19 protein-coding genes are annotated in these 24,780 nt (G+C 39.9%); 5 read left to right on the top strand and 14 right to left on the bottom strand.

Annotated elements, in window-relative coordinates; translation table 11 throughout:
• Positions 1 to 393: 393 nt before the first annotated feature.
• The 10 genes from M5U24_RS04055 to M5U24_RS04100 all read right to left on the bottom strand — a co-directional run bounded on the left by M5U24_RS04055 (position 394) and on the right by M5U24_RS04100 (position 13,050).
• Positions 394 to 717 carry a DUF433 domain-containing protein gene (locus M5U24_RS04055; RefSeq protein WP_205713344.1) on the bottom strand — a complete coding sequence of 108 codons (324 nt, stop codon included), beginning with the start codon at positions 715 to 717 and terminating at the stop codon, positions 394 to 396.
• Positions 718 to 1,122: 405 nt separating this feature from the next.
• Positions 1,123 to 1,854 (bottom strand): YggS family pyridoxal phosphate-dependent enzyme, encoded by a 732-nt coding sequence (locus tag M5U24_RS04060; RefSeq protein ID WP_298201655.1) that lies wholly within the window; start codon positions 1,852 to 1,854, stop codon positions 1,123 to 1,125.
• 32 nt (positions 1,855 to 1,886) lie between these two features.
• Positions 1,887 to 3,512: a phosphomannomutase gene (locus M5U24_RS04065; protein ID WP_099325389.1), complete on the bottom strand. Its 1,626-nt coding sequence runs from the start codon at positions 3,510 to 3,512 to the stop codon at positions 1,887 to 1,889.
• Positions 3,513 to 3,935: 423 nt separating this feature from the next.
• Entirely contained in the window at positions 3,936 to 4,781 is an 846-nt protein-coding gene (locus M5U24_RS04070) for a DUF58 domain-containing protein (RefSeq protein ID WP_298201657.1), read from the bottom strand.
• 157 nt (positions 4,782 to 4,938) lie between these two features.
• On the bottom strand, positions 4,939 to 5,943 hold the full coding sequence (locus tag M5U24_RS04075) for a MoxR family ATPase (RefSeq protein ID WP_099325387.1): 1,005 nt from the start codon (positions 5,941 to 5,943) through the stop codon (positions 4,939 to 4,941).
• 340 nt (positions 5,944 to 6,283) lie between these two features.
• A complete protein-coding gene (locus M5U24_RS04080) occupies positions 6,284 to 7,654 on the bottom strand; it encodes a CoA-binding protein (RefSeq protein ID WP_164995664.1) in 1,371 nt (456 codons plus the stop codon).
• 301 nt (positions 7,655 to 7,955) lie between these two features.
• Positions 7,956 to 8,198, bottom strand: coding sequence for a hypothetical protein (locus tag M5U24_RS04085; protein ID WP_298201659.1), 243 nt, complete (start codon positions 8,196 to 8,198; stop codon positions 7,956 to 7,958).
• A gap of 216 nt (positions 8,199 to 8,414) precedes the next feature.
• Positions 8,415 to 11,246, bottom strand: a complete 2,832-nt coding sequence (locus M5U24_RS04090; RefSeq protein ID WP_164995665.1) for a tetratricopeptide repeat protein — start codon at positions 11,244 to 11,246, stop codon at positions 8,415 to 8,417.
• A gap of 113 nt (positions 11,247 to 11,359) precedes the next feature.
• Positions 11,360 to 11,578 (bottom strand): hypothetical protein, encoded by a 219-nt coding sequence (locus tag M5U24_RS04095; protein ID WP_099325382.1) that lies wholly within the window; start codon positions 11,576 to 11,578, stop codon positions 11,360 to 11,362.
• A gap of 182 nt (positions 11,579 to 11,760) precedes the next feature.
• Positions 11,761 to 13,050, bottom strand: coding sequence for an OmpP1/FadL family transporter (locus M5U24_RS04100; RefSeq protein WP_099325381.1), 1,290 nt, complete (start codon positions 13,048 to 13,050; stop codon positions 11,761 to 11,763).
• 229 nt (positions 13,051 to 13,279) lie between these two features.
• On the opposite strand from M5U24_RS04100, the gene M5U24_RS04105 reads away from it, so the two are divergent.
• The 4 genes from M5U24_RS04105 to M5U24_RS04120 all read left to right on the top strand — a co-directional run bounded on the left by M5U24_RS04105 (position 13,280) and on the right by M5U24_RS04120 (position 16,468).
• Positions 13,280 to 14,647 (top strand): radical SAM protein, encoded by a 1,368-nt coding sequence (locus M5U24_RS04105; RefSeq protein ID WP_099325380.1) that lies wholly within the window; start codon positions 13,280 to 13,282, stop codon positions 14,645 to 14,647.
• A gap of 20 nt (positions 14,648 to 14,667) precedes the next feature.
• Complete coding sequence (locus tag M5U24_RS04110; protein ID WP_099325379.1) at positions 14,668 to 15,477, top strand: class I SAM-dependent methyltransferase; 810 nt, start codon at positions 14,668 to 14,670, stop codon at positions 15,475 to 15,477.
• 446 nt (positions 15,478 to 15,923) lie between these two features.
• Positions 15,924 to 16,190, top strand: a complete 267-nt coding sequence (locus M5U24_RS04115; RefSeq protein ID WP_099325378.1) for a DUF4160 domain-containing protein — start codon at positions 15,924 to 15,926, stop codon at positions 16,188 to 16,190.
• A 17-nt stretch (positions 16,191 to 16,207) separates the two neighbouring features.
• Positions 16,208 to 16,468, top strand: coding sequence for a DUF2442 domain-containing protein (locus M5U24_RS04120; protein ID WP_197705167.1), 261 nt, complete (start codon positions 16,208 to 16,210; stop codon positions 16,466 to 16,468).
• A 91-nt stretch (positions 16,469 to 16,559) separates the two neighbouring features.
• Here the strand turns inward: M5U24_RS04120 and M5U24_RS04125 are convergent, their stop codons facing one another.
• From M5U24_RS04125 to M5U24_RS04140, 4 genes are all read right to left on the bottom strand, one after another.
• A complete protein-coding gene (locus M5U24_RS04125) occupies positions 16,560 to 18,479 on the bottom strand; it encodes an HD family phosphohydrolase (protein WP_197705166.1) in 1,920 nt (639 codons plus the stop codon).
• Positions 18,480 to 18,662: 183 nt separating this feature from the next.
• On the bottom strand, positions 18,663 to 20,732 hold the full coding sequence (locus tag M5U24_RS04130; protein WP_298201663.1) for a hypothetical protein: 2,070 nt from the start codon (positions 20,730 to 20,732) through the stop codon (positions 18,663 to 18,665).
• Positions 20,733 to 20,933: 201 nt separating this feature from the next.
• Positions 20,934 to 21,977, bottom strand: a complete 1,044-nt coding sequence (holB, locus tag M5U24_RS04135) for a DNA polymerase III subunit delta' (protein ID WP_298201665.1) — start codon at positions 21,975 to 21,977, stop codon at positions 20,934 to 20,936.
• 60 nt (positions 21,978 to 22,037) lie between these two features.
• The gene (locus M5U24_RS04140; RefSeq protein WP_164995669.1) at positions 22,038 to 22,331 is read right to left on the bottom strand and encodes a lipoyl domain-containing protein; all 294 of its coding nucleotides are present in this window, start codon (positions 22,329 to 22,331) and stop codon (positions 22,038 to 22,040) included.
• Between the two features lie 890 nt (positions 22,332 to 23,221).
• On the opposite strand from M5U24_RS04140, the gene rny reads away from it, so the two are divergent.
• Positions 23,222 to 24,778, top strand: coding sequence for a ribonuclease Y (gene rny, locus M5U24_RS04145; protein WP_099325372.1), 1,557 nt, complete (start codon positions 23,222 to 23,224; stop codon positions 24,776 to 24,778).
• The last annotated feature ends 2 nt before the right edge of the window (positions 24,779 to 24,780 follow it).

Raw genomic sequence — 24,780 nt, forward strand, 5'->3', positions numbered from 1 at the left:
TTAATGCTTCGCCTATTAGTGTTTGTAATGCTGAAAATGGAATCAAATATTTCACCTGATACAATCTTCAATTATAAGAATTCTATCTGATTCTTCATTTTTGCCAGTGATAAAATTTCTGCATAAAAGGCCAATCTCTTGATACACTCACCAACGCTCAATTTGTTCATTTCAACAAATATTATACCCCAGTGATTTTCCCCCACCTCTTTCTAACTTTTTTGCAATTTTTAGAAAATGATGATCATGGGTAAAAATAACGGCTTTAATGGCTGACGCATGCTTGAAATGTTCTATATCTGAGGTGCTCCATCATTTCTTTTTCATGAGCAGAAAAAGCCTTAATTCCACGCCCTCTTTAAACCTTCAGCAATACGGACATCAACATTTTCGTCAGTGTATATCTTTAATCTTGCCAAGCTTCTTCTCCAGAATGGAAGAACGCAATTTCTTAATATCTTCGGTTTCCTGAATTGCTGCTTTCCATATGCTATCTATCTCGTTCTTGTGTTCATAGTAGTATGAAAGTGCATCATGAATCTGCGGAAGGTTTATCTGTGGTAGTACAACCATTATATCTTCGGGAGACTGCCCCATGATTTCATATCGAATGGCTATATCCAGCACCCGGATACCCGTGCCAGAAATAACAGGCGCACCACCTCTTATTTTTTTATTAATTGTGATATAAGGGTGTTTGATTTGTTTCGTTATCATGCCCATTACACTTCCTCCTGGTTTACACTTTTAAGAGATTTAAAAGCGTATTTATAATCTTCTAAAAGTTCTTCTTTGCCCATTTACGCCTCTTCTTTTTGCCTTATGATAGGCATCCAATTAATTTGACATGTTATAAACTTCTGGTTTTCTTGCCGTGAACGTCTGCCATGAATTTCTAAGGCAGAAAAACATTTAAGCTTTTTAAGGTGGTCGCAATTTGCAGCCACTTCAGCCTTTTCTTCAAATTTTCTGTTTCTTGGTTTGCTGGGTTTTCCTAAGAGAAAGCAGCAAACCCTTTTCTATCCTGAACCAGTACTGGGTGGATTAAGGAGCGGCCCTTTCGCGACGAATCCAGCAATAATATGGAGTATGCTTTTTCAATAGTTCTTATGTTGCACAATCTCACTGGTCTGTTTTTTCTGATGGCCAGTAATATGCATCGGGAGTATTTCTTGCCCCGAAAATTGCCGTGCCAATTCTTACCATGTTTGCGCCTTCCTCAATAGCTATCTGGTAATCATTTGTCATCCCCATGGATAGGTAGTCCATTTGCACCCTATCGATCCCTTCCGTTGCAATAGTATCACAAAGTGCTTTCAACACTTTGAAGCACTTCCGGATCTTTACCTCGTCCTTTGTAAATAACCCGATAGTCATAAGTCCACGAATATTTAACGTGTCATATTTTGCGATTTGTTTTATCAGGGATATTGCCTTTTCTGGTTCGATGCCATACTTGCTCTCTTCATGAGAAGTATTGACCTGCACAAGGATATCAAGCGACCTCACTTCCTGCATAAGCCGGTGATCGAGTTTTTCTGCCAGTGGAAGTCTGTCTACGGAATGTATCATATGTGCAAATTTCAGGGCGTCTTTTACTTTATTTGTCTGCAAATGCCCAATAAAATGCCATTCCACCTTTTCATCTTTCAGTTCCTGGTATTTTTTGAGCGCCTCCTGTATTTTGTTTTCGCCGATGATATTTCCGCCGGCCTTGATTGCTTCACGTATCCGGTCAACATCCACCGTTTTTGTTGCCATAACCAGGGTGATATCTTCCGGCTTCTTCCCTGTTTTAATTGCTGCATTGGCGATGTTTTGTTTTACATTCTCCAGATTTTCCTTAATCGACATATCTGCTCCCCTGTTCAAAATGATATTGCATCCTATTCAAGCGCCTCTTTTGTAATGGATTTTACGGCGTCAATCATTGCCGCCGCTTCACACTGAGATCTTGTTTCTGTATAAAATCTTACTTTTGGTTCCGTGCCGGACGGCCGAATCAAAAACCAGGAATTATCGTCCAGTACTATTTTAATGCCGTCTGTGGTGATAACAGAAGCTATTTTTTTCTTCTTTTCACCTATCAAAAATTCTTCACCTGTTTTAAATCTTTCCAGTAGTTTAGAAAGTTTTTTTGCGAGCGGTTCCCCTGCCAGAGAACGCGCGACCTCAATTCCTGCCCTTTCAGGATAGTATGCGCCGAATTCTTCTTCCAGCATGCAAAGATATTCACTGATGTTTTTTCCTGTAACAGCCATCATTTCAATGGCGATCAAAAGGCCAAACAAGGCGTCTTTTTCAAGGGTATTGTTGTATCCGGTTATTCCGTCGCTCTCTTCGTAGGCGACAATTGCCCTTTCACTGGCTTTTTGTAACATATAGGGCCTAAAATTCTTAAACCCTACGGCCGTTTCTTTTACCGGAATACTCAGTTTTTGAGCAATGGCATTTCCAAAATTACTGGTTGCTACCGACTTTACCAATACGCCGAAAATATTTTTATACGTATGTAAAAAGTGGAGCGCCGTCGCGCCAAAATGGTTTATGGTGATATCTCTGTTTCCGTCAGTAAATCGTATTCTGTCTCCATCCGGGTCAATAACCACGCCCAGCTTAAATCTGTTTCCTCTTCCCTTCAGCATATCCATTGCCGGTTGTATGTTTCTGGCAGAAGGCTCCGGAGAAATGCCGCCAAACAAATAGTCGTCTTCAGTTCTCAGATAAGATATTTTATTGCTTTCTCCGAGAATTGAAGCAGGTCTTTTTCTTGATGCGCCGTGAACATGATCTATGCAAATAAAACAATCTTCGTTTTGAATAAATCGCCTGATTTTCTCAATATCCAATGTACCCCGGCGCAGAAGAAAATCTTTATAAAGTTTTATGGTATCTATCTTCTCTACATCTCCGGGCAAAATTGCCGGTATGGTTTTGTTGTTTGCCATTAATTGGTTTGCATTCCTTTCAATGACACTTGTGATCTCAGTGCCGGCAGGGCCGCCATCGGCCGGATTAAACTTAAATCCGGCATAATTGGAAGGGTTGTGCGAAGGGGTTAAATTTATCGAGCCGGCGGCATTTACCATTTCAATAGAGGCTGATAATTCAGGTGTGGTCGCTTCACCTGTGTAATACACCTTGATGCCTTCCTTAGACAATAAACCCATAACAGCATTTGCAAATTCAGGCCCAAGGAACCTGTTATCGTGTCCCACAATTATGCCGCGTTTTTTTATATCCCCGAAATTCTCCGCCCCTAAAGCGCTCAGTAATTCAGCGCTTGCGTTTTTAAACATTTCAATTATTGCGGTGGTTACTATGCGCACCGTATGAAAGGTGTAGTCTGTGCCCATTTCTCCTCTCCAGCCGGATGTCCCAAAAACGATCTTTGCCGGAGCGGTGTTTTCTTCCGCAAACCTCTTGATTTCACTCAGTAAATTGGCATTTCCTTTTACATCTGACAGGATAGACCTCCAACATTCTTCCGCATTCTTAAAATGATGTGCCATGCATTATATCCCCCAAAAAAGTGATAATAAACAGATACCTAAGCTGGCATAGCCAGAAACCAAACAAACATGAAATGAAAAATACGAAATTCGAAGTCCGAGATACGAAACAAATTCTAATGACAAAATGATGTAAATTCTAAACAAGTACACCTTTCGTATCGTACATTTCATGCTTCATATTGTTGCCTGCCTGTGCGTGACCGCACGCAGACAGGGATGTTTTGGATTTGTTTTGAATTTTATGCTTTGTTATTCGAATTTGTTTCGCATTTCGTGTTTCAGATTTTACAATTATCAGATTTCACCATTAAATATTTTACCAAATAATGCAAAGAAATTACTGATACCGTGGTGCGTCATATCTTGATGATTGAACGGAGGACATTTTCCCTTCGCGCCAAAAACTGAATTAACGTTTGGTCAAGAAAGAGGTGTGGAAGAATCTATCAGCCAGTAATCTATCTGATTTTCCAGGCATGTTTTTTTGAATTGATCAATAAAGCGGTTTATTTCTGCCAGATACCGGTCTTTTATCGTCTTTGGGTCTGCCAGTATCTTTCTATCATCTTCCATCGATTCGAAATAAGTAATCGTTTCAAACGGGAAAGTGAGTTCATAAGGGTCCAGAATGTGAAATAATAATACTTCGTTCTTTTTAAAATGGAAATATTTTAATTGCCGTATAATTTCTTCCCTATTATCAAAAAAATCAGATATGATGATAATTAATGAACGATGGCGGATCTTTTCAGCAAATTCTTTAAGAACGGCGCCGATATTGGATGCACCACCAGCCTCTAATCCTTCAAGTGTTTTGATTATCGCATAAAAATGGGAAAGTCTCGACCGCGGAGGCACATACTGCTTCATGCCTTCGCGGAAACAAACCAATCCCACAAGATCGGACTGCCTTAGCAGCAGATACGAGAGAGAGGCCGCAAGGGTAATTGCATACTCAAGTTTGCTTACCCCTTTTGACTTATATCCCATAGAACCGCTGGCATCGACAAAGAGGTAGCTTTTAAGATTTGTTTCTTCCTCGAATTGTTTTACATAATATTTATCAGTCTTTGCCTGTACCTTCCAGTCAATATGTTTTATCTCATTGCCGGGAGAATACTCTTTATGCTCAAGGAATTCGATGCTGGAACCGGTGTAAGGACTTTTATGAATGCCGGACATTACCGCATCCGCTACCAGCCTTGCGCGCAATTCCATATTCGCAATCTTTGAGAGTGTTATTGGATCGAAAGGATTTTCAGGCATTTTTTAGAAGTAGTCTATAGTATGCAGTCGGCAATCCACAGTCTTCAGCCGGCAAATTGCCGATTGAGGACTGTGGTTTGTGGACTGCGCGATGTGAGGAATCTTAAGATTCCTCACTTTGGTAGAGCGGTTGAGGCTATATTGCGCCGTGTTTCATTCATTCTTTTATGGCGTCAACCAACTGGTCGATAATGTGAAGGGTTGTTTTCCCTTCGGCTTCTGCATGAAAATTCGTGATAATGCGGTGTTGTAATATGGACTTTGCAAGCTTGCGAACGTCGCTGCATGTCGCTGCATACCTGCCATCCAGTATTGCCCTGGCCTTACCGCCAAGGATAAGATATTGCGACGCACGGGGGCCTGCCCCCCAGCTAATCCATTTTTTAATAAAATCAGGCGCCTCCGAATCGTTTGGCCTGGAAGCGCGAACCAATCTTACGGCATAGTCAAGCACATGATCAGCAACGGGCACCCTGGTAACCAATTCCTGAAGATGTATTATTTCTTCGGGACTGAATACCTTAGAAACACAGGGTTTAAAAGCAGATGTGGTGGTTCTCACAATTTCTATTTCCTCCTCCCTGGAAGGATACTCTACATTAATCTGAAACATAAACCGGTCAAGTTGTGCTTCAGGCAGAGGATAGGTGCCTTCCTGTTCAATGGGATTCTGGGTAGCAAATACCATGAAAGGGGGATCAAGTTTATAGGTAGCGCCGCTTGCAGTCACTTTGTTTTCCTGCATCGCCTGAAGGAGGGCAGCTTGCGTCTTTGGAGGTGTGCGATTAATTTCGTCCGCAAGCAAAATATTGGAGAAGATAGGGCCTTTAATAAATTTGAAAAACCTTTTTCCCGTATCGTGATCCGTCTCTAAAATATCTGTGCCTGTGATATCCGCAGGCATGAGGTCTGGCGTAAACTGTATACGATTAAACTTCAAATTCAAAACATCTGCTAACGTACTTACCAGTAATGTCTTCGCAAGGCCTGGAACTCCCACAAAAAGACAATGCCCTTTGCAAAAAAGGGCAACGAGAAGTTCGTCAATAACGTCTTCCTGACCGATAATGACCTTTGCAATTTCCTTTTTAATCCTTGTACGGCCGTTTACTATCTTTTCAATTGACTGGAGGTCGGATTTTTCTATTTCAAGGGGTGCCATAAAGAATGATATTTTCTATAAAGGTAATGGCCGCCATGTTCTCTGTTCAAGAACTATATGTTTATTATTTATCGGCTTAAGACACGGTAGCAATTCTACCAGGGTAGGGGCGAAGCATTTGCCAGTTTAGGTACGAACGCATTTATGACAATTTATGGCAAATGCTTCGCCCTTACAGTTTGTATAAAGAAAAAAAAGAGCGTCGGTGTCGAAGCTGCTCAGATAAGCCCAAAACTGAGCGATATACTACCAAGGCTTTTCCCCGGCACCAACGCCCTATTATTTTTACCAAAAATCAGTTTAATTGTGAATGAAAATTTTTAATTTATCTGCCTTTCCTTTAATGCGCCTGCAACATCTTTCTCTCCAACAACATGCCCATGGCCTTTGCGCTTCTTTCCGGAGAGGGGTATACGGGATAATGCCGTTCTTCCAATAACCGTTTTATCTTCGTGGCGAAAACTCCGCCAACGGTACACACAACAGCGGGTTTCCCCGATGCCTTCATTGTCTCATCAATAACGGATACAATTTTCTCAGACATCCCTTTCGGCGACATAAGCGGTATAATAATAACCGCGTCATATTCATCGCTTTCGACCATACAAGTTTGCAAAACAACGCGATAATCATCATCGCACGCGCTTCCCGTTAAGTCTACCGGATTATTCACAACGTAAAACTTAGCGAATTTCTCCTTTAATTTCTCCTTTAATTCAGGCGAAGGAGGCGTCACTTCCAAACCGTTTTGGGCGCAATAATCCGCCACAATAACGCCAAAGCCCCCTCCATTTGTTACGATTAATATTTTGTTACCCATGGGAGGGGATTGCATGGAAAGGGCCTTTATCCCGTCAATAAATTCTTCAAGGCCATTTGCCTCAATAATGCCTGCCTTCAGAAATGCCGCTTTATATATTTCATAGTTTCCTGCAATTGCTCCGGTATGCGATTTAGCAGCCGCTACCCCTGCAGCGCCCTTTCCTACTTTCAACGCTACAATAGGTTTTTCCCTGGAACAGGCTTTTGCGGCTTCAATAAACCGTCTTCCGTGATCAACCGATTCCATATAAATGGCTACAACTTTTGTATGATGGTCTTCCTTTAAAAACGGCAAAAGATCGGACTCTCCCACATCCATCCGGTTTCCGTAATTCACCATTTTAGCGATACCTATTCCCTCCTGGGCCGCTAAATCCAATACAGTGATGGCAAATGCCCCGCTTTGCGAAAGAATTGAGAGGGCGCCTCTTTTTGGTTTAGTAATCCTTTCCCATGACAAGAAAGATGTGGTAAAGTTCGCATAATTATCTAAAACCCCCAGGCAGTTGGGGCCTATAATGCGAATATTATTTTCAAGCGCAACTTTCCGGATATCCTCTTCCATTTGAATACCCTCTGCGCCCATTTCGCGAAATCCCGCACTGATTATTACGGCATAATGGACTCCCTTCTGCGCCTGCTGCTTCACGATTTCCAATACAAACGAAGCCGGTATTGCAATAACGGTAAGCGCAATTTCCTCAGAAATATCAGACAGTGCAGGAAAACATTGTAAGCCAAAAACTTCCCTATATTTTGGGTTTACGGGATAAATTCTTCCGGCAAAACCCATATCTAGAAGATTTTTCAGTATAATTCCAGGCACACTGCCGGTTTTTTCCGTAGCACCGATAATGGCAACCGATGAGGGATTAAAAAAAACGTCCATGCACATTTTCTCCACCATGCCCGTGTATGGCTATGGGATATGGATTCTTTTAAATAAATTCGTTTTGAAAAAAATAATGACTGGCAGGTAGGGAAATGAATATGTTTTTAAAATGTCCGTTTAGGGATGATTATTTAGAAAACCACAGGAAGACAATTGTGCCTAAGAGCGTAATCCAGAAACCAAAAAGCCACTTAAGCAGGTCGATTTTAGCAATATAGATTTTGCCTGATAGTTCAAGCTTGGAATTTTCAATTTTGCCTTCAAGTTCACTTTTTGTTCGATCGATTTTGCCTTCAAGTCACTTTTTTTGGGTGTTTTTTTTTCCTTTTTTGGGTTTTTTTTTTTTTTGTTCACTTTTTGTTCGATCAATTTTAACACCAAGCGCGTTTCTCGTTTTTTCACCGTCAATTTTTAGCAACTCAATGTCTGCTTTGGTTGCACCGTCTCCCCTGTAAGCCTCAATGAACTCGATAAGATCCCGGGCTTCATCTTCGCCAATTTTTGGTTCCAGTTTTTTTATAAGGTCATATGATTTAAACATGGATTTATAGATAGCAAAAATAGTACAAAAAAGCAACGAGAAAGCAACTATTCAGCGTAAAACGATACACGGCTCGTTCCCAAACAGATACTTCACTATGTTCAGTACAAGGTTTGGGAACGAGTTGCGCTCTGATCTCCGGGTAATTTAATAAATTACGCTGAATAGTTACACGAGAAAAATAACAACGCATACAAACCTCACCAACGACATCTTTTACTCCCTGGTTTTTTCTTCAATCTTTTCGAGTAATTCCCTGGCGACCTTATCATCAGGTGCAAGCGTTAGCGTGTTTTCCAATGCCTCCTTCGCCAGATCATATTGTTCCCTATTATAATAAACAACGCCAAGTATCCTGTGTGCATCGATTGATTTTTTATCTATTTGTATTACTCTCTGGCACTCGTGCACTGCATTTTCCCAGTCGAAATTTTTCAGGTAAATATCTGCAAGTAGCAAATAAATATTTACATAACCATGCTCCGGGTAGGCCATATTAAACTCGCGTAAAAGGGTTTCTGCCCGGTCATGCTGCTGTAAATCAACATATTCCCCCGCTAAATTGTGTGTATAAATGGGATTCTCAGGCGCCAATGACACGGCCTTCTGAGAATATCGGACGGCCTCATCATATTGTTGTTTTTTTTTATAAATAACGCCAACATTATTATAGTAGTCTGCAACGGAAGGATTCCGTTCAATGAGTTTTTTGTAACAATCCAAAAGTTCTTCATATTTTCCCGCAGACAAACAGGCATTTGTTAAATTCTCCAGGTAAACTTGTCCGTTCTGACTAAGTTCCAGCGCCTTTTTGAAACTTTCAATCGCTTTATCCGGCATGCCTTTTTTAAGAAAAATCGCACCTAAGTTATTATAATACACAGGTTCTGCAGGATTTATTTCAACCGCCTTTTCCGCAAAATAGAGTGCCTTCTCCATCTCCCCTTTTTGTAAATAAATATTGGTCAATCGCTCTAAATAGGTGACGGTTGCTGGCCGAATCAAATACGCCTGATAGAATTCCTCCAGTGCGCGATCCGTATTCCCCTTATTGAGATATAAAAACCCAAGATTGCCGTGAAATTGCGCCTGAAACGGGTCCATTTCTATCGCTTTGCTATAAAAATCAATCGCCTGATCAATCGTAGGCCGATTAAATTTTTCCGCTAACATCTGATAAATCATGCCAAAATGAAAAAAACCTACAAAATGTTCCGGAATAACCTTTAAAGAATTACCCGCATGGACAAATGCCTTTTGTATCCATTTCTCATCATTTGTATTTGATGCTTTTTGTAAATATACTTTGCATAATTCGTCACGATACGTGGTTTCATAAGGGTTGAGAAGGACTGCCCTGTTGATAAAGAACAGTCCTTTATCAACCATCAGTGCTGAATTTTCTCTCTCAGAATAATTCAATATCCTTCTGCCATATTCAAAATTCATATCCGCCTTGTATATACGCAAAACAAATAAGGTGATAAAACCCAACATGGCAAGTATCGATACACAACAAATCCACTTAAAACAGATTTTGCCAGGGGAAGGGACATTCTCTTTCTTTTGAAGGATTTTTTTTTGCTTTAACTGCGCTTCTTCGCCCGCGCCATTTCCTTCGGCGGTATTTATTTTTATTATCGAAATACAAAGCCCCATCATCACCCAGAAAAGCGTCACAATGGGGGTGTTTCCAAAGCTAAATTGATTCTGAATGAGATAGCAAACTATTCCGGATGAAAGCCCTAATATAAGGATCTTATCCCGATTGTTTAATCTCCTGTAATTCCTGCCAACATATACCCCAAAGGCAGTCAACAGCCACACATACGTTCCCAAACCCAGGATGCCCCGGGTGACGGCAGTATCAAGGATATCATTATGGATTCTATCCTGACGGGGAAACTGAAATCCATTATCCTCTTCTAAAACAGAAAATACCTTTGCCAGATTTTTTTGAAAAACAATCCCTATGGTATCTGGACCAATGCCAAGGGCCGGATAGTCCTTTATGATTTCAACAGCCGCCAGATATTGAAAAATCCTGGAAAAGGAGGATCCTGTAACAGAAAATTTTCCGGCAATCCATGGCCTTGGCTTCCGGGATATACTTTTTTCTTCCGCCTCTTTATCAATAAAAAAATCTGACGAATCCTTTTCATTTTGCACATCAGCAGCAAAATGTTTAATAAATGACGTTTCAGGCTTCACATTAAAGAATATCCCTATAATAAAGAATGAAACAACAAGTATTAAGAATGGATACCTTTCGGTAGATCGTTTTATAAAAATGAAAAAGAGAAACGGTACGATCCCGCCAAGAAGCGCTACAAAACATGCCCTGGTATTGGTAAGCCAAAAGGCGATGTATATGATCACCGATACTACATAAAAACTCCAGATGGCATATCGATTGTTAATGAAAATACCATCTTTGCCCTCTTTCTCTTTAAAGCCTATGAAAAATAAAGAAACGACCACGGGCAGTACCATAACAAGCTGCGCTGCAAAGAATACAGGATTTCCAAATGTTGAAAATACCCGGGGGCCACTGCTGCTCCATGTAAAATAATCCACACCGCATCGCTGAAAAATCCCATAAATTGAAGAAATTAACGCGCAAACGGCCATAGATATCAAAAGCATATAAAGCCTTGTACGCGTAGTGATGAAATGTATTGTGACGTAAAAAAGAAATATATAGCAGAGTGTGGCCGCCAGCCCTTCAAAACGCTTGTAGGTACCGAAAAGGCTCATAACCGGATTTATCGATACCGTTGTTGCAATGATAAAGATTGCTATATAGGCAAGAATAGGCGTGTTTATCGAGACATGCGAAAATGAAAAATCATGTTTGACCGTTAGTAAGATTGTCCAGATTACGAGCGTAGCTATTGAAAAAAAATATAAAACCGCGACCTTGCTAAGGTCAAAAACGCTGTAGAGGCGTATATCAAAAAACAGGGGAATAATGACAACTGCAGCAAGCAATAGACCTATTATTGCTTTCTCGCAGTAGTTTGATATGGATTTGGGTATAGTAATCATTTTACTATGTTTCTTTCAAAAGATTAAATACGAAGCTTACAAAATACTACTAATTTTTTGTCTTTTTGCAACAAATTATAAAAAACCAGCTTAAATAGTGAAACGATTTCATTTCATTTCGACTCTTTCCGGTACTTCTTTGTTTTGGAATGGTTTTGAGGTTCTTGCATTTGCAGGCAGGGGGTATCCCATTTTCTCTCCGGCAATAGGACAACAACGGGGGATTTTTCGTTTTTGGGGTAGTTGGTAGTGTTCTCTGCATTCTTCTGATCTTCTGGTTCTGCCGGGCATGGCATTAGTACCTTATTGGTAATTTCTTTGCACACTTCCATTCGTCAGTGCGTGCTTTTTGGCAAAATGTTTAATTGTCCCTTCTGTAGTCAGCAATCTGTCGTCGTCAAATTGCAGATTGAGAATTGAGGACTGCAGATTGTTTTCGTGTTTGTTTAGTTTCTGGCTATGCCGGATTAGGAATGTGGGTGCTATATAAATAAATGCCTTCCATAATCTACAATCAAAAATTATACACCAGGCTGATACCAATCAAGTGGAGATCACTATCATACTTTCCACTCGCGCTGGTGGCACTATTTACCAGGGAGTCAGAGGGATTGTCATCAATGGAATTGTTTTTACTCCTGCCTTCGAGCCGCTGATAACCATATGCTATGTCGATTCTGAATTGTTTGAATTTAATATTGGTTCCGAGGGTAATAAGATGTGTATTGGCATCGGGGACAATGGGGTCAAAAGTTTTGTCGGGTACAGGGTTTCCGCTGTACAGGTAACCTGCAAGCAATGCAAATGTTTTATTTATCTGATATTTGGCGCCAAGATTTACTGAATAGGTATCTTTCCAATCTTTTTCGGTAACGGATGTTTTACTGCCGGCAACCGGCTGATCAAGATTTATCTTTAATTCGTCAAAGGAAGACCAACCTTCCCATCTCAAACCAGTTTCCAGCGTAAGACAGTCTATGCCTCTATAGGTAATTCCCACATGAGCCTGTTGCGGAAGTGTCAGGTCTGCATTGCCTCCGGTATTTTGAAATAGTGTGCTGATTAGTGAAGGGGTACCGTTGGGAAGGTCAAAATCGGCGTCGCCATCAATATCAACCTCGATTTTGCTGCGGTACGATGTACCGATGGAAATATCTTCGTTAATGTCGTAGATAAAGCCAAGATTATATCCAATGCCATCACCATCTCCGTCAAATTGTTGTCCGGCGTCGGATAGCCCGTAGGGAGACAGATTTATCTGTTTCTCTAAAGTAGTATCGAGCAGAACGTAGTTAACTCCTGCCGCGAATGCGATATTTGGCATTATCTGATATGAAACCACGGGGTTTATATTAAAGGTTTGTAATTCTGAATTGGTAGCTATATACCTTCCTTCCCAATCATCACCCCAGTCAATTCCCAATCCAAAAGAGTTAAAGACGCCCAGTCCGGCACTAACCTTATCATTGAACTTATGGGTGATAAAAACCGTGGAGGGGAAAAACACGTCTTCTTCTGTTTTAAAAGTCTTTCCGGATAAATCACTTCTAAATTCATTAGAAGGCAAAAGCACGGTCGTCCCAGCTTCTATCTGTGTCCCGTCGAGTTTATTAATCAATGCAGGATTAAAAAAGATAGCCGACGGGCTATCAGAGTTGGCAATTACGGCATTTGCCTGTCCGAGTGCGGTAGCCCCTTGGGTAAAGATCGCGAAGCCGGAACCATACGCGTTTGGAATGATACAAATGACAAACAATACACAGAGAGGAACAGCTATTCCTTTCAATAATCCTTTTCGACTCATAGTAAACATCCTCCTGTTTGAGATAAGAAATGAAATGCAAAGGTTCAAGTGTGATAACGTGCCTATATAATCAAATCTAAATATCATTATCAATCAAAAAAAAATTAACACGAAAACTGCCCTTTTGTTAAAGGTTATTGCAGAGTATTAATACTCTGCAATAACCTGTTAAATGCGTCTATATAAAATTATTATTCAAATTAAGTGGTATTTAGAGTACAAATAACGCATGAAAAAACTTTTATTAATAAATCCAGTAGGTCGCAGAAGTGGTTATCTCCTGAGTAAATTTTCCACCTTTCCTCCATTAGGTCTGGCCTATGTAGCCGCAGTGACTCCCTCAAATTGGAATGTTAAAATTGTAGATGAAAATTTTGATAAGTTTGTGTTTGAAGAAGCGGACCTGGTGGCTATCACTGCCTTTACTACTACGATTAGCCGTGCTTACGAAATTGCACGTATGTATCGTGAACGAAAAACAAAGGTGGTTATGGGGGGAATACACGTCTCGATGCTTCCGGACGAGGCGCTACAGTATGCTGATGCGGTATTAATTGGTGAGGCGGAAGGTATATGGGAAAGGGTGATTAACGATTTTGAAAATAATCGTCTGTCCTCAAAATATGTAGGCGTTCAAATGGACTTAACCACGTTTAAAACCACTCCCCGTCATGATCTCCTGCACCCTGACTATTTCTGGCATTCTGTGCAGACTTCACGCGGATGCCCGTTTAATTGTTACTTCTGCTCGGTATCTAAGCATCTTGGTAAAGCATATCGCCAACGTAAGCCCCAGGAGATACTGAATGAACTTGAGGAGATAAAGGGAAAATATATAACCTTTGTGGACGATAATCTGATTGGTTATACCACGGAGAGTAAAGCCCGGGCTATGGAATTGTTTAAGGGCATGATCCAGCGGAAATTACATAAGAGGTGGTGGATGCAGACCTCTATTAATGCAGCAGATGATGAGAGAGTAATTGAACTGGCAGCCCAATCCGGATGCTTGTATGTGTTTATCGGTTTTGAGACCATCAGCCAGGGAATGCTAAAGGACATGAAAAAAGGGATTAATCTGAAGATTGGCGTGGAAAATTATAAAAAAGTAGTTGATCGTTTTCACAAGTACGGAATAGGGGTATTAGGGGCATTTATAATTGGCAATGATAATGAATCTTCTCTATATTATAAAAAATTAGCTGATTTTTTAGTCCAATCGGGAATTGATATTGTTCAGATCACATTGCTTACTCCCCTCCCCGGCACCCAGTTGATGGATCAACTGCGAGGAGAGGGCAGATTACTTTATCAAAACTTCCCACAAGATTGGGATAAATACCGCTTCTCTTATCTGGTACATCCGCCACAAGGTGTGGAGATAGATACCGTATATATAGGCAACAATTATATCAAGAATCGAATATATTCTTTTCCTACATTCCAGTTTCGCCTTATGAAATCATTTCTTAAATTAAAGAGCATGAGAAATTTCTACGCCATTTACAAGTCTAATAAGGCAGGTAAAAAGAGCTGGCTAAATTCACACTATCACCAAAAATATCCATCCGTTTTTAAATCTGATTCTGAATTCTAATAACACAGGAGTTTAAATACATGCAGGGCAAAGAATACTTAATGGAAAATGATGAAGAGGCTTTGCGTTTGGACATAAAAACAGATACAAGCGTTGTTGAGAAACAGGCCCTCTGGGCAGGTATAGAGACAGGAATGCGTGTAGCTGATATTGGCTGTGGTTCAGGAAAAACAACCTCTATACTTCATAAATTGGTTCAACCTGATGGTGTGGCAATAGGTGTGGATGGCGCGGAAAAAAGAATTGAATTTGCTAAAGAACGTTACGGTGTCAAAAGAATAGAATTTATATGTAAAGATATACCGGAACCCCTCAACGACCTGGGGGTGTTTGACTTTGTATGGGTCCGCTTTCTTCTGGAATACTATCGTTTGAATAGTTTCAATATCGTTAAGAATATATCCGAAATTGTAAAACCCGGGGGTATTTTATGTCTGATTGATCTTGACCATAATTGCTTAAACCATTTTGGTCTTTCTCCAAGGCTGGAAACGACCCTCTTCGCTATAATGAAATATTTAGAAGAAAAAGCAGATTTTGACCCTTACATGGGGAGAAAGCTTTATTCTTTCCTGTATGATCTTGGTTATCAGGATATAAACATAGATGTTGCCTCACATCACCTGATATTTGGGGAATTAAAGGATGCCGATGCCTTCAACTGGATGAAAAAATTTGAAGTTGTCTCAGGAAAGATAAATTTCCATTTTAAAGAATATGAGGGGGGATATAGAGAGTTTTTGGATGAATTTAATGAATTTTTTACTAATCCCAGAAGATTTACCTACACGCCGGTAATTTGTTGCCGTGGACGTAAACCTATGGCTTAGTTAAATAGCCAATCATGTTTTTTGAAAGACTAAAGTGTTACAAGGTTTTTCATTATGCCGTTAACCTACCCCTGGCCTTCCCAGCAGGGGAATTTGAGAAGAGCCACCTTGGGAGTGGATTAAGGGAGGAGAGTCTTTGGGCGTTTCTCTTTTAAAACCTAAGATGGCATAGCCAGAACCAAACAAGCACGGAATACGAAACAAATTCTAATGACAACTGGAAATTGTCTTTGTAGTGCGACGAGGTTCATCGCCAAAGTAATCAATGGAGCAAAGGGTCTAATTCTGCACCCAAAAGTCAGCTAACAATGCAATTGCACACGAATTGTTAATCTGCGTTTTTTGGAAATTTGGAAATTTAGTTACTGCTTGTTCAGACTGTAATAGCGGAAAATCAAACAAGATCATTAATAATTTGTAGGTACAACTAAACTAATGGAGACGTGATGCCAACTATCTCTATGTTTTACGGAATCATTATCAGGATGTATTGTTCTCCGAGAGAACATAACCCTCCGCACGTCCACGCATATTATCAAGACTACAAGGCCATTATTGATATTTGTGCATGTGAGGTATCAGAAGGTAAGTTGCCACCAAAACAAACGAAACTTGTTTTGGCATGGGCTGAAATTCATAAGGAAGAACTTTTAGCTGATTGGGAATTAGCATCAAAAGGCGAACTTCCTTTCCCAATCGAACCTTTAAAATAAGGAGGAAATCTATGTATTTGTCGGTAATAAGCGTAAAGCCATTAGATGGGTGTAAGCTTTTGATTAAATTTGAAAATGAGGAAGAAAGAATTTTTGACGTCTCACCGTATTTTAACATAGGTAAATTTGCAGAATTAAAAGATATTTCCATGTTTAACACTGTAACTGTCAAGTTTGATACGATAGAATGGGCAAATCATTTGGATATTGATCCAGAAGTATTGTATGAAAAAAGTATTAAAGTAGAAACTCAACACATAACAAATCAGTCGAGGTGACGCCTTTATCACGCACGGTTTCTGAGTTTCTGGATTCTTTGTTTGTGTTATTTTTTTTCATAGTTTTCTACGCCTGTACGGCCACCTCACTTTAGTCGTTATTTCCCCTGTTATAATAACTAATAAATGCCTCTATAACATTTTTGTCAAAATGTATTTTACCTTCCTCTTTTAAAAGCTGAAACGCTATATCAATGGGCATCGGGTCCCGGTAATGACGTTTTGATGTGATAGCTTCAAAAAAGTCAGCCACCGCGATTATTTTGGCTCCCAGGGGAATATCTTCTCCCTTAATACCTTTTGGATAGCCGCTTCCATCGATCTTTTCATGATGGCACTCTGCAATGTAGGGAACCTCCGTATAAATGCCCTCAAAGTTTATCTGTTCTAATATTTTCCTGGTTTTTGTCGTATGCGTTTCTATCTCATTACGCTCTTCGATGTCCAGTTTCCCCTCTTTCTTTAAGACAGAGTCTTTGATGCCTATCTTGCCATAATCATGCAGTAGCGCGGCCACTCTGATCATTTCGCAATAATCCTTTGGCATATTTAATTCATTGCAGATGCCCAGGGCATATTCTGTAACCTTTTCAGAATGTCCGGCCGTCAGGGAATCGCGGGCATCGATACTGGCGGCCAGAACCAGGAGTATGGACTTGAATTGTCGTTCCTTCGCCTCGATAAGAGTGGCATTATGAATGCTTATCCCGATTTCTGAAGCAATACCCATTAACAAACTTATATCACTCTGGCGGAATGGTTTTTTTGTCTTTATATTATCTACAACGAGGACCCCTAACGAATTTTTCTCGTAAACTATGGGGCAACAGATAAAGGACTTGGTCCCCATTTTTTTAGCCAAATCCAAACTGTGCGGGGAAAGGGTAGTCTCTATTTCAGTAATATCATTTATCAAAAAGGGTTTTTGTTCACGAAAGGAAACGACAAACACCCCTTTTGATGGGGGTCTGTTTAAACGGAAACAGGTATTCTTCAGCACGCTTAACAATTCATCTGTATATCCGAAACCTGTGCGAAAGACCAGTCTCGTTTTATCCTGATTTGCCAAAAGAATCAAACCACGATCATAATCAAGTCTTTTCTCAAAAACTTGTATGACGTTTGACAGAATACCATCAATCTCCATCTGCTTGCTAACGGCCATGCCCATTTCGTTTATCATAAGGGCGTTGTTATAATTCACATCAACCTGTTCCAAAAGCTTATCGGACGAATCTCTCAGGCTGTTTATAGCTGCATTTAATTCCCTTTTTTCGATGATTCCAGCATAGAGGGTTAATAACAAAACAGCAAAAACGGAAATTGGAAAAACCGTTATCGGCGTTATCCATGGATGCATGAAATAAGAACTAAGGCACGCTGCTGCAAAAAATATGATTGCGTAATTTCTTATTTTTTTCCAAAAAGATGATGGTGATTCTTTCCATGAAACTATATAACGGCAAACCCTTCCCCCTTTAAAAAGGCATTCTGGATGTTCTACCCCTGGCAATCTATAATTAAATACCATGGCAATAGCCTCAAAAAAACCAATTCTGTTTTCACATTGGAATGGTTTTTCGCTGACACCCTCATTCGGAACAACCGTAATTTCTACTTTATTGGTTCCTCTTTTTGTTGATTTATAGATTGCCGATTTAGTGAAATTATGAGCGTACTTCCCTGCTATCTCATAGGCTTTTGCCGGACCAACAAGGCCAAGGACATACTGTCTCATTATTCCTATAGCTTCCGGTGATGCCGCATACCTGCCTGCTTCACGGGCAATATTTTTATTTCCCGTTAGTTTTACCAGCCTTTCGTAAAAGAGGTCTACCTGCTCCTGGGTAAACCAGTGACCTTCGTCAGTAACCTGGTAAGATTCCATTCCGGCATAGTTTAAAAGTTCACCTACATTTATATAACTATAGTTTCTTTTAATAAGCTTAATATAAGTATCTATTATACGGCTGTTATATAAAGGCCTATTGTCTATCTTTGGCGTTTTCATAGATATTTAGATTGCAGACAGTATGCTTTGCGTAAATAGAAGTGGAGTGAAAATTGCGTTTTTACGTTTATCAGGAATATCAAAAGAAAAAATGTGCGCTACCTACAACCTTGTTTAATGAAGCGATTTGCATTCATCCCGAGTTATAATCAAAGTTTTTAAATAAATTATCAAAAAAGGGATTTACCCAAAATTTGCGCTATTCTTAAATCTATCCTTTTGAACACGACTAAATAAACCCTCCATGAACTCAAAGTACTGATCCGTATACTGCATATTCAGTATCCACAAATTATACACCTTATCATAAGGTATTGACTGCTCTTCAGCATAGCTGACAGGGTAAAGGAGTATCGGGATTTTTTCCTGCTCATAGTAGTTTGATAGCTTATACAGGCAGGAATAAAGGGCATCGCGGGGAACATCTTCAGACTCCAGCACTATAATATGAATGCAATTGGTCAGGTCTGACATGTTCAGCCCTGTGTCAGAGATGTTTAACATGATAAAAGCCTTAAGGATACCCTCTTTCTTCAGAGAGAAGAGTCTCCGTTCCCTCTTAAAACCAAGCCGTTGATATTCTCTGCTGAGTTCGTCACTATCAAGCATACTTTGCTCCAAATCCAGGGCGTGTATCATAAGACCTCCGGACGTATATTCATAAAAGCTTTCAAGCTCCGTAAGGTCTTCCGGTTGCACTTTCGTAAGCGACCACAAAGCTGACATTTCTACTTGATTTGCATTTTTATGATGATGAAAATAGGCAAAAGGATCGATGGAAGACCCTTTAGGGTCATGTATCGATTCCGTAACTCCACCAAATACCCTATGAGGAAAACGGTTGTCTGGCCTGAAGTAGCAAATAACATAGTTCATGTGTGTTGAATAGAGGCGGTGGAAATCGTTTATATACCGCTCAACCTGGCTCAACACAACAAGACCCGCCATGCTGTCACTTGACCTGCTCGCGGCATGGTGGTGAAGCAACCACGTATTCTCATAAAAACGGAGTATAGATATATGTCCATGAATTATCCCATTACTCTGATAAATGAAATGCCTTGCTATACCGGGATTTTTTATGTACAGCTTCTCATACGTCTCTTTAAACCGTTCCTTATTGTTATGCATAAGGGCATATTTCCCTGGATATACAAAACCCGTCTCAAAAAAGAACTTCCACAGGGCATCCAGGTCCACCCAGTTGCAGGCGTAGGTTTTTTTGTTCGCTACATGATGCAGAATGCCTGAAAGCCTTCCCTGGTCATGAATATCCATATCCAGAAAAGCAATACCACACCTTACAAACATTGTGCTGTCTTTGGTTCTGGCTGTATTCCTGTAAACAACCTGTGCCTTGCACTTGAGCTTAAAACCATCTGCAAATTCTATAAAAAGTTCAGGCACGATTATACCCGGCAGAAGTATGGAATTGTAGTAATACTCCTTCACAGATAAACCCGAACCTGCCAGGTCTTCAACCTCCAGATTGATCATCTTACTGGTTAAGGGATGCAGGAAAATGATATTGGGTGAAGGTATCAGTTTGTGCCTTGAACTACGGTATTTTTTAGGTTTAAACCTGCGCATCTGTTTGTCAATGGATTCTAGTATGAATGACCTCGTTTTCTGACCATCGGTTTGTCTGGTGATTCTGCATGACCCTGAATAAAAAGTATCCTGTTCGTCTTTAAAAACTATATAGACGGGGCATTCAGGATTTACCCAATAGAAGGATTGAGGCGGTACTGTTGATACTTCTACGCAGAATGAAACAGCGCCAAAATCCAAAAGACGTCCGGAAAAAACTGTACCGTTTTGAATGAAATCAACCTGAACGCCTTCACATGAATACCTTTTTACCCGCTGATGTCCGAGTTCATAGCAGGTATCAGGGAGAGAGAAACGTATTCCTTCCTCGCGTATAGCCATCACATCAGTTTTAATACGAATAAGTTTTTCTCCCTCAGTAAGAAAAATATCGAGGAATTCATAGGCATTTAGCTTCAGTCCTTTTGGTCGAAGCCAAATGCAGTCGAAACTATCGTCAAGGCATGGTTTCGGCCTGGCTTGAAGGGATATGATATTGTTGTATTTCAAATGCTTGAAATTTATAAGGATGGTGCCGGACTGGAAGTGAATATAGTTCAAAATGTTGATCAAATGTTTTTTGCTGACCGTCTTCCAGTCTCCCGGCTGATTGTCCAGGCGGATGTTTTGAGCTAGTTGAATAATCTCTTGAAGGCTAACCACTTTTCACCTCAATCCCATGTTGTCCCGGTTCAGTAATTGTGAATGAGTACCAACGTTTTGCATTTTGTTTAAGAAAGGAATGTTCGCTTATTTCCCTTCTGAAAAGACTTGTCTGTATGTTGTCGCATAACATCGGCAGGGTGGATAATGGGGTGCGTAATTATTCTTTTCCCGTGAGCTAACTTGTTATCAGCAACGTAATTATTGCGCAAACCAGGCCTTAGGGTCAGATTGAAGGTAAAGTATCTCGGTAATCATATTCTCAATCAATAAATTGATATTGGCATTATAGTCGAGATACTTTAAAGAAGTTTTTATTCTCTCTAAAATCTTAAACAGGGTCTTTTCTGACAGAGATTTACTTTTCGCTATCAAGGCATCCTTCCAGTCATCGTAATAGAGAAGAAAATGCTCCCCGCCTGCTTTACAAATAAGTATGTCCCGGTAATACATCAAAAACAGCAAAAAGAGTTCTTTTACATGCGATCTTTTTTCCTCCAACACTTCCATGTCCTGTATATTCCATTCATTTAATAGCTCTTTGGAAAAGGTCAGATTATCCTTCAAACTTACTTCAAAAAGTTTTTCTGCAAGCCAATGTTTCTTCTCCAAAGCGTTTGCCTCCATAAACATTGCAGCTCTTTTAAGGCTGCCACCGGAGATTAAAGCAAGTTGTCCGGCCAGTTGTTTATCTAATTGGAACCGGTCAGTGAGTATATTCTCCATTGCTTTTAGTGATAGCGGAGAGAACCTCACTACCTGGCATCTTGACTTTATCGTTTCGCTGACAGATTCCAAAGAAGTTACTATTAATAATATAATGGCATATAATGGCGGTTCTTCTAATGTTTTCAGCAAGCAGTTAGAGGCTTCCTCATTCATCTTGTCCGCATCTTCGACAATGACAATTTTGTGCTTTGATTCTAAAGGTTTTACAAAAAGAATTTCCTGTAGATATTTTAATTGTTCTAATTTAATTACACGATGGTTTTTCTCTGGTAACAGAAAAAAGATATCCGTAAAATTATCGGCATCAATCCTTTTACATATATTGCAATTGTCACACGCGCCGTCGATTTTGCCCGATTGGCAAAATATCTTCTTTGCCAACTCCCTTGCAAACGACATTTTGCCAATCCCTTCCTGCCCGGCAAAGATGTAAGCATGCGCTAAACGTTCATTTTTAAGGGCATTTTTAAATAAAGATAAAACCTGCTCCTGGCCAATTATTTTCGCAAAAGACATAAAACCCTTAAATGAAGGCAAAGAAATTGAAAATTATCCATTGTCCATTTACCGCCGCACCTATTCTTCTTCGTCTTCATCCTCGTCCGCCTCTTCGTCTTCGTCATCCTCCTCCTCTTCCGTCTCAAGTGTTGCTAAGATATCACCTACTTTTACCACATCACCTTCTTGTACATGAATTTCAACTAACCTTCCGGTAATTGGTGCATTTATGTTGAAGGTCGTCTTATCCGTAATCATTTCAACAAGATCTTCACCTTCTTCAACCGCCTCATCTTCATCCACATACCAAAAAGAAACTGTTGCCTCATCCCCATTACCCTCTATTTCCGGCAATTCCACATCAACTTTCATAGTTATTCTCCTAAAAATCGTGAGACAAAAAAAGCTTTTAAAAATCAGTTTATTCCCTAAAAGGAAGGCGATTATACTGAACAGCGAAAAGCTTGTCAAGCGCCAAAGACCGCATCTGAAAATCACGAAAATATTATCTTTAACAACCTTCCCAACAACACTTAAACCTTTTAATATTAGATATATAATTAGCTTGACTTGGCAAAAAAGATAAATTATTATTGCAGTTTGGACTATTAATGAATGATGCGAAATATGCAAAATTGAGTTACACCTTGCCCTTATAATTATATTTTCGTAAGGAATTTTATAATTTTTCTCAAAAGAATATCCATTTCCAGTTAGTAGCATTTTCATTATTATTTCTTATTTAAAAATAGTTGAACGATTGAAAGGCTTCATCACTAAGGGTTATTTTTATTTGTCATACAATGTATTATTGTTGGAATCAGGGGATATGAAAAGCGACTTTCTCATTAATCTGAAAGTTTAATCCGATTTTTGACTGGGATTTCTCTAATGTTATTGTTAACAAAACGGTCAGCATCCAATATGATATTTATGGATCCAAAAGAAAAAATATACAGATAACAAAATCTGGTAAAATTAATCCCTCACGTTAATTTGCCGGAAATGCATCTTGGTAAGTATTTTCTCATATGTTTGTCACTGTTGCATTATTTTATCAAAATATAGCACATAACATTACATAGTATCCCGCTTTTTCATTCCTCATTAGGTCCCGGTAGCATATCCTTAGGTCTTGCCGTTCTCCGGCAAAGGCTTTTCGACCTTCAGAAGTAGTTTTTCCCATAGTTTGGTACGACCACTATTACGTTTTCATTTTTTCCCCGGAGGATGGGCGCGATATATCTGCTCATAAAAATATAATGCAAATCTATCAGTTTCCTTGTTATCTCCTTTTTCCTGTTTGTATTGCCATAGGCTATTTTATCTGCATTGCAGTAATTAGAAAAAAACAGGCTGCAAAGGAAAAGAAGGTACAGCAACTTATTGAAGATTCGAAGAGAGAGGCTGAAAAAATAAAAAAAGAAGCCGAACTCTCGGCAAAAGCCGAATTGTTTCAACGCAAAGAAGCAATAGAAAAAGAGATGCAAGAAACAAAAATCGAGCTGAGACAACAGGAAAGAAGGTTAAGCAAAAGAGAAGACAACCTTGAACGAAAAGTCGAGTTATTAACAAAAAAGGAAAAACACCTTGATACACTATCCACTAATTTGGGTATTAAAGAAAAAAAAGTTGATGAAAAGAACGTAGAACTGGAAAAAATCATAGAAGAAGAGAATAACACGCTCCTTAAAATTTCCAATATGTCAAGGGATGAAGCAGAAAAACTATTGCTGACCAGGCTGGAAAGAGAACTTGATATCAAATGCGCCGAATTAATCTCGAAAAAGATAGAAGAGGCAAAGGAAAATGCTGAACAAACGGCATTATCATTAATTACCACATCAATTCAACGGTGCGCCTCTTCTCATACCGCAGAAAATATTGTCAGCTCAATTGAACTGCCCAACAACGAAATGAAGGGACGTATTATCGGAAGAGAAGGCAGAAACATCCGCGCCTTCGAAAAAGCAACTGGTATCGACGTTATAGTAGATGATACTCCCGGAGTAATTGTCCTCTCCGGTTTTGATTGTGTACGCAGGGAAATTGCCCGGCAATCTATGGAAAAATTGATCGTTGATGGAAGAATCCACCCCGCCCACATTGAAGAAATCGTAAAAGAAACGGAAAAGGAAATAGAACAAGTCATCATGGAAACAGGAAAACAAACATGCTTCGACCTTGGTGTACACCACATCCATCCGGAATTAATAAGACTTGTCGGAAGGCTGAAATACAGAACCAGTTACGGGCAAAATCAACTAAAACACTCAATAGAGGTTGCGAATCTCATGGGCATCCTTGCTGGAGAATTGAAACTAGATGTTGCCCTTGCGAAAAGATGTGGACTTTTGCACGATATTGGAAAGGCAACCGGGTCTGAATCCGAAGGGACACATGCTCTCGTAGGCGCTGATCTTGCAAAGCGTTACGATGAAAGAAATGAAGTGATTAACGCAATTGGCGGACATCACGAGGAAAGGCCTGTTGAATCTGTTTACACTGTTTTGGTAAGCGCAGCAGATGCGATTTCTGCAGGAAGGCCCGGCGCAAGAAGAGAAACGTTGGAAAAATATATCAAGCGCCTTGAAAAACTTGAGGGAATTGCAACCTCTTTCAACGGCGTAGAAAGCGCTTATGCCATTCAGGCGGGAAGAGAAGTCCGCATAATGGTTTGTCCGGATAAAGTAAACGACAAGGCCGCGGCAAAGATGTGTTACGACATTGCAAACGAAATAGAAAAACAATTAGAATATCCGGGAGAGGTTATTGTTACCGTTATTCGGGAAACACGCTTTGTAGAACGCGCGAAATAACA

Origin of the sequence: Candidatus Kuenenia sp. (genome assembly GCF_027493735.1) — a bacterium.
Classification (GTDB): Bacteria; Planctomycetota; Brocadiia; order Brocadiales; family Brocadiaceae; genus Kuenenia; species Kuenenia stuttgartiensis_A.

Excerpts from the sequence above, each read along its gene's own strand:
- M5U24_RS04055 (WP_205713344.1), bottom strand. The coding sequence starts at position 717 with ATGATAACGAAACAAATCAAACACCCTTATATCACAATTAATAAAAAA.
- M5U24_RS04060 (WP_298201655.1), bottom strand. The coding sequence starts at position 1,854 with ATGTCGATTAAGGAAAATCTGGAGAATGTAAAACAAAACATCGCCAAT.
- M5U24_RS04065 (WP_099325389.1), bottom strand. The coding sequence starts at position 3,512 with ATGGCACATCATTTTAAGAATGCGGAAGAATGTTGGAGGTCTATCCTG.
- M5U24_RS04070 (WP_298201657.1), bottom strand. The coding sequence starts at position 4,781 with ATGCCTGAAAATCCTTTCGATCCAATAACACTCTCAAAGATTGCGAAT.
- M5U24_RS04075 (WP_099325387.1), bottom strand. The coding sequence starts at position 5,943 with ATGGCACCCCTTGAAATAGAAAAATCCGACCTCCAGTCAATTGAAAAG.
- M5U24_RS04080 (WP_164995664.1), bottom strand. The coding sequence starts at position 7,654 with ATGGACGTTTTTTTTAATCCCTCATCGGTTGCCATTATCGGTGCTACG.
- M5U24_RS04085 (WP_298201659.1), bottom strand. The coding sequence starts at position 8,198 with ATGTTTAAATCATATGACCTTATAAAAAAACTGGAACCAAAAATTGGC.
- M5U24_RS04090 (WP_164995665.1), bottom strand. The coding sequence starts at position 11,246 with ATGATTACTATACCCAAATCCATATCAAACTACTGCGAGAAAGCAATA.
- M5U24_RS04095 (WP_099325382.1), bottom strand. The coding sequence starts at position 11,578 with ATGGAAGTGTGCAAAGAAATTACCAATAAGGTACTAATGCCATGCCCG.
- M5U24_RS04100 (WP_099325381.1), bottom strand. The coding sequence starts at position 13,050 with ATGAGTCGAAAAGGATTATTGAAAGGAATAGCTGTTCCTCTCTGTGTA.
- M5U24_RS04105 (WP_099325380.1), top strand. The coding sequence starts at position 13,280 with ATGAAAAAACTTTTATTAATAAATCCAGTAGGTCGCAGAAGTGGTTAT.
- M5U24_RS04110 (WP_099325379.1), top strand. The coding sequence starts at position 14,668 with ATGCAGGGCAAAGAATACTTAATGGAAAATGATGAAGAGGCTTTGCGT.
- M5U24_RS04115 (WP_099325378.1), top strand. The coding sequence starts at position 15,924 with ATGCCAACTATCTCTATGTTTTACGGAATCATTATCAGGATGTATTGT.
- M5U24_RS04125 (WP_197705166.1), bottom strand. The coding sequence starts at position 18,479 with ATGAAAACGCCAAAGATAGACAATAGGCCTTTATATAACAGCCGTATA.
- holB (WP_298201665.1), bottom strand. The coding sequence starts at position 21,977 with ATGTCTTTTGCGAAAATAATTGGCCAGGAGCAGGTTTTATCTTTATTT.
- M5U24_RS04140 (WP_164995669.1), bottom strand. The coding sequence starts at position 22,331 with ATGAAAGTTGATGTGGAATTGCCGGAAATAGAGGGTAATGGGGATGAG.
- rny (WP_099325372.1), top strand. The coding sequence starts at position 23,222 with ATGCAAATCTATCAGTTTCCTTGTTATCTCCTTTTTCCTGTTTGTATT.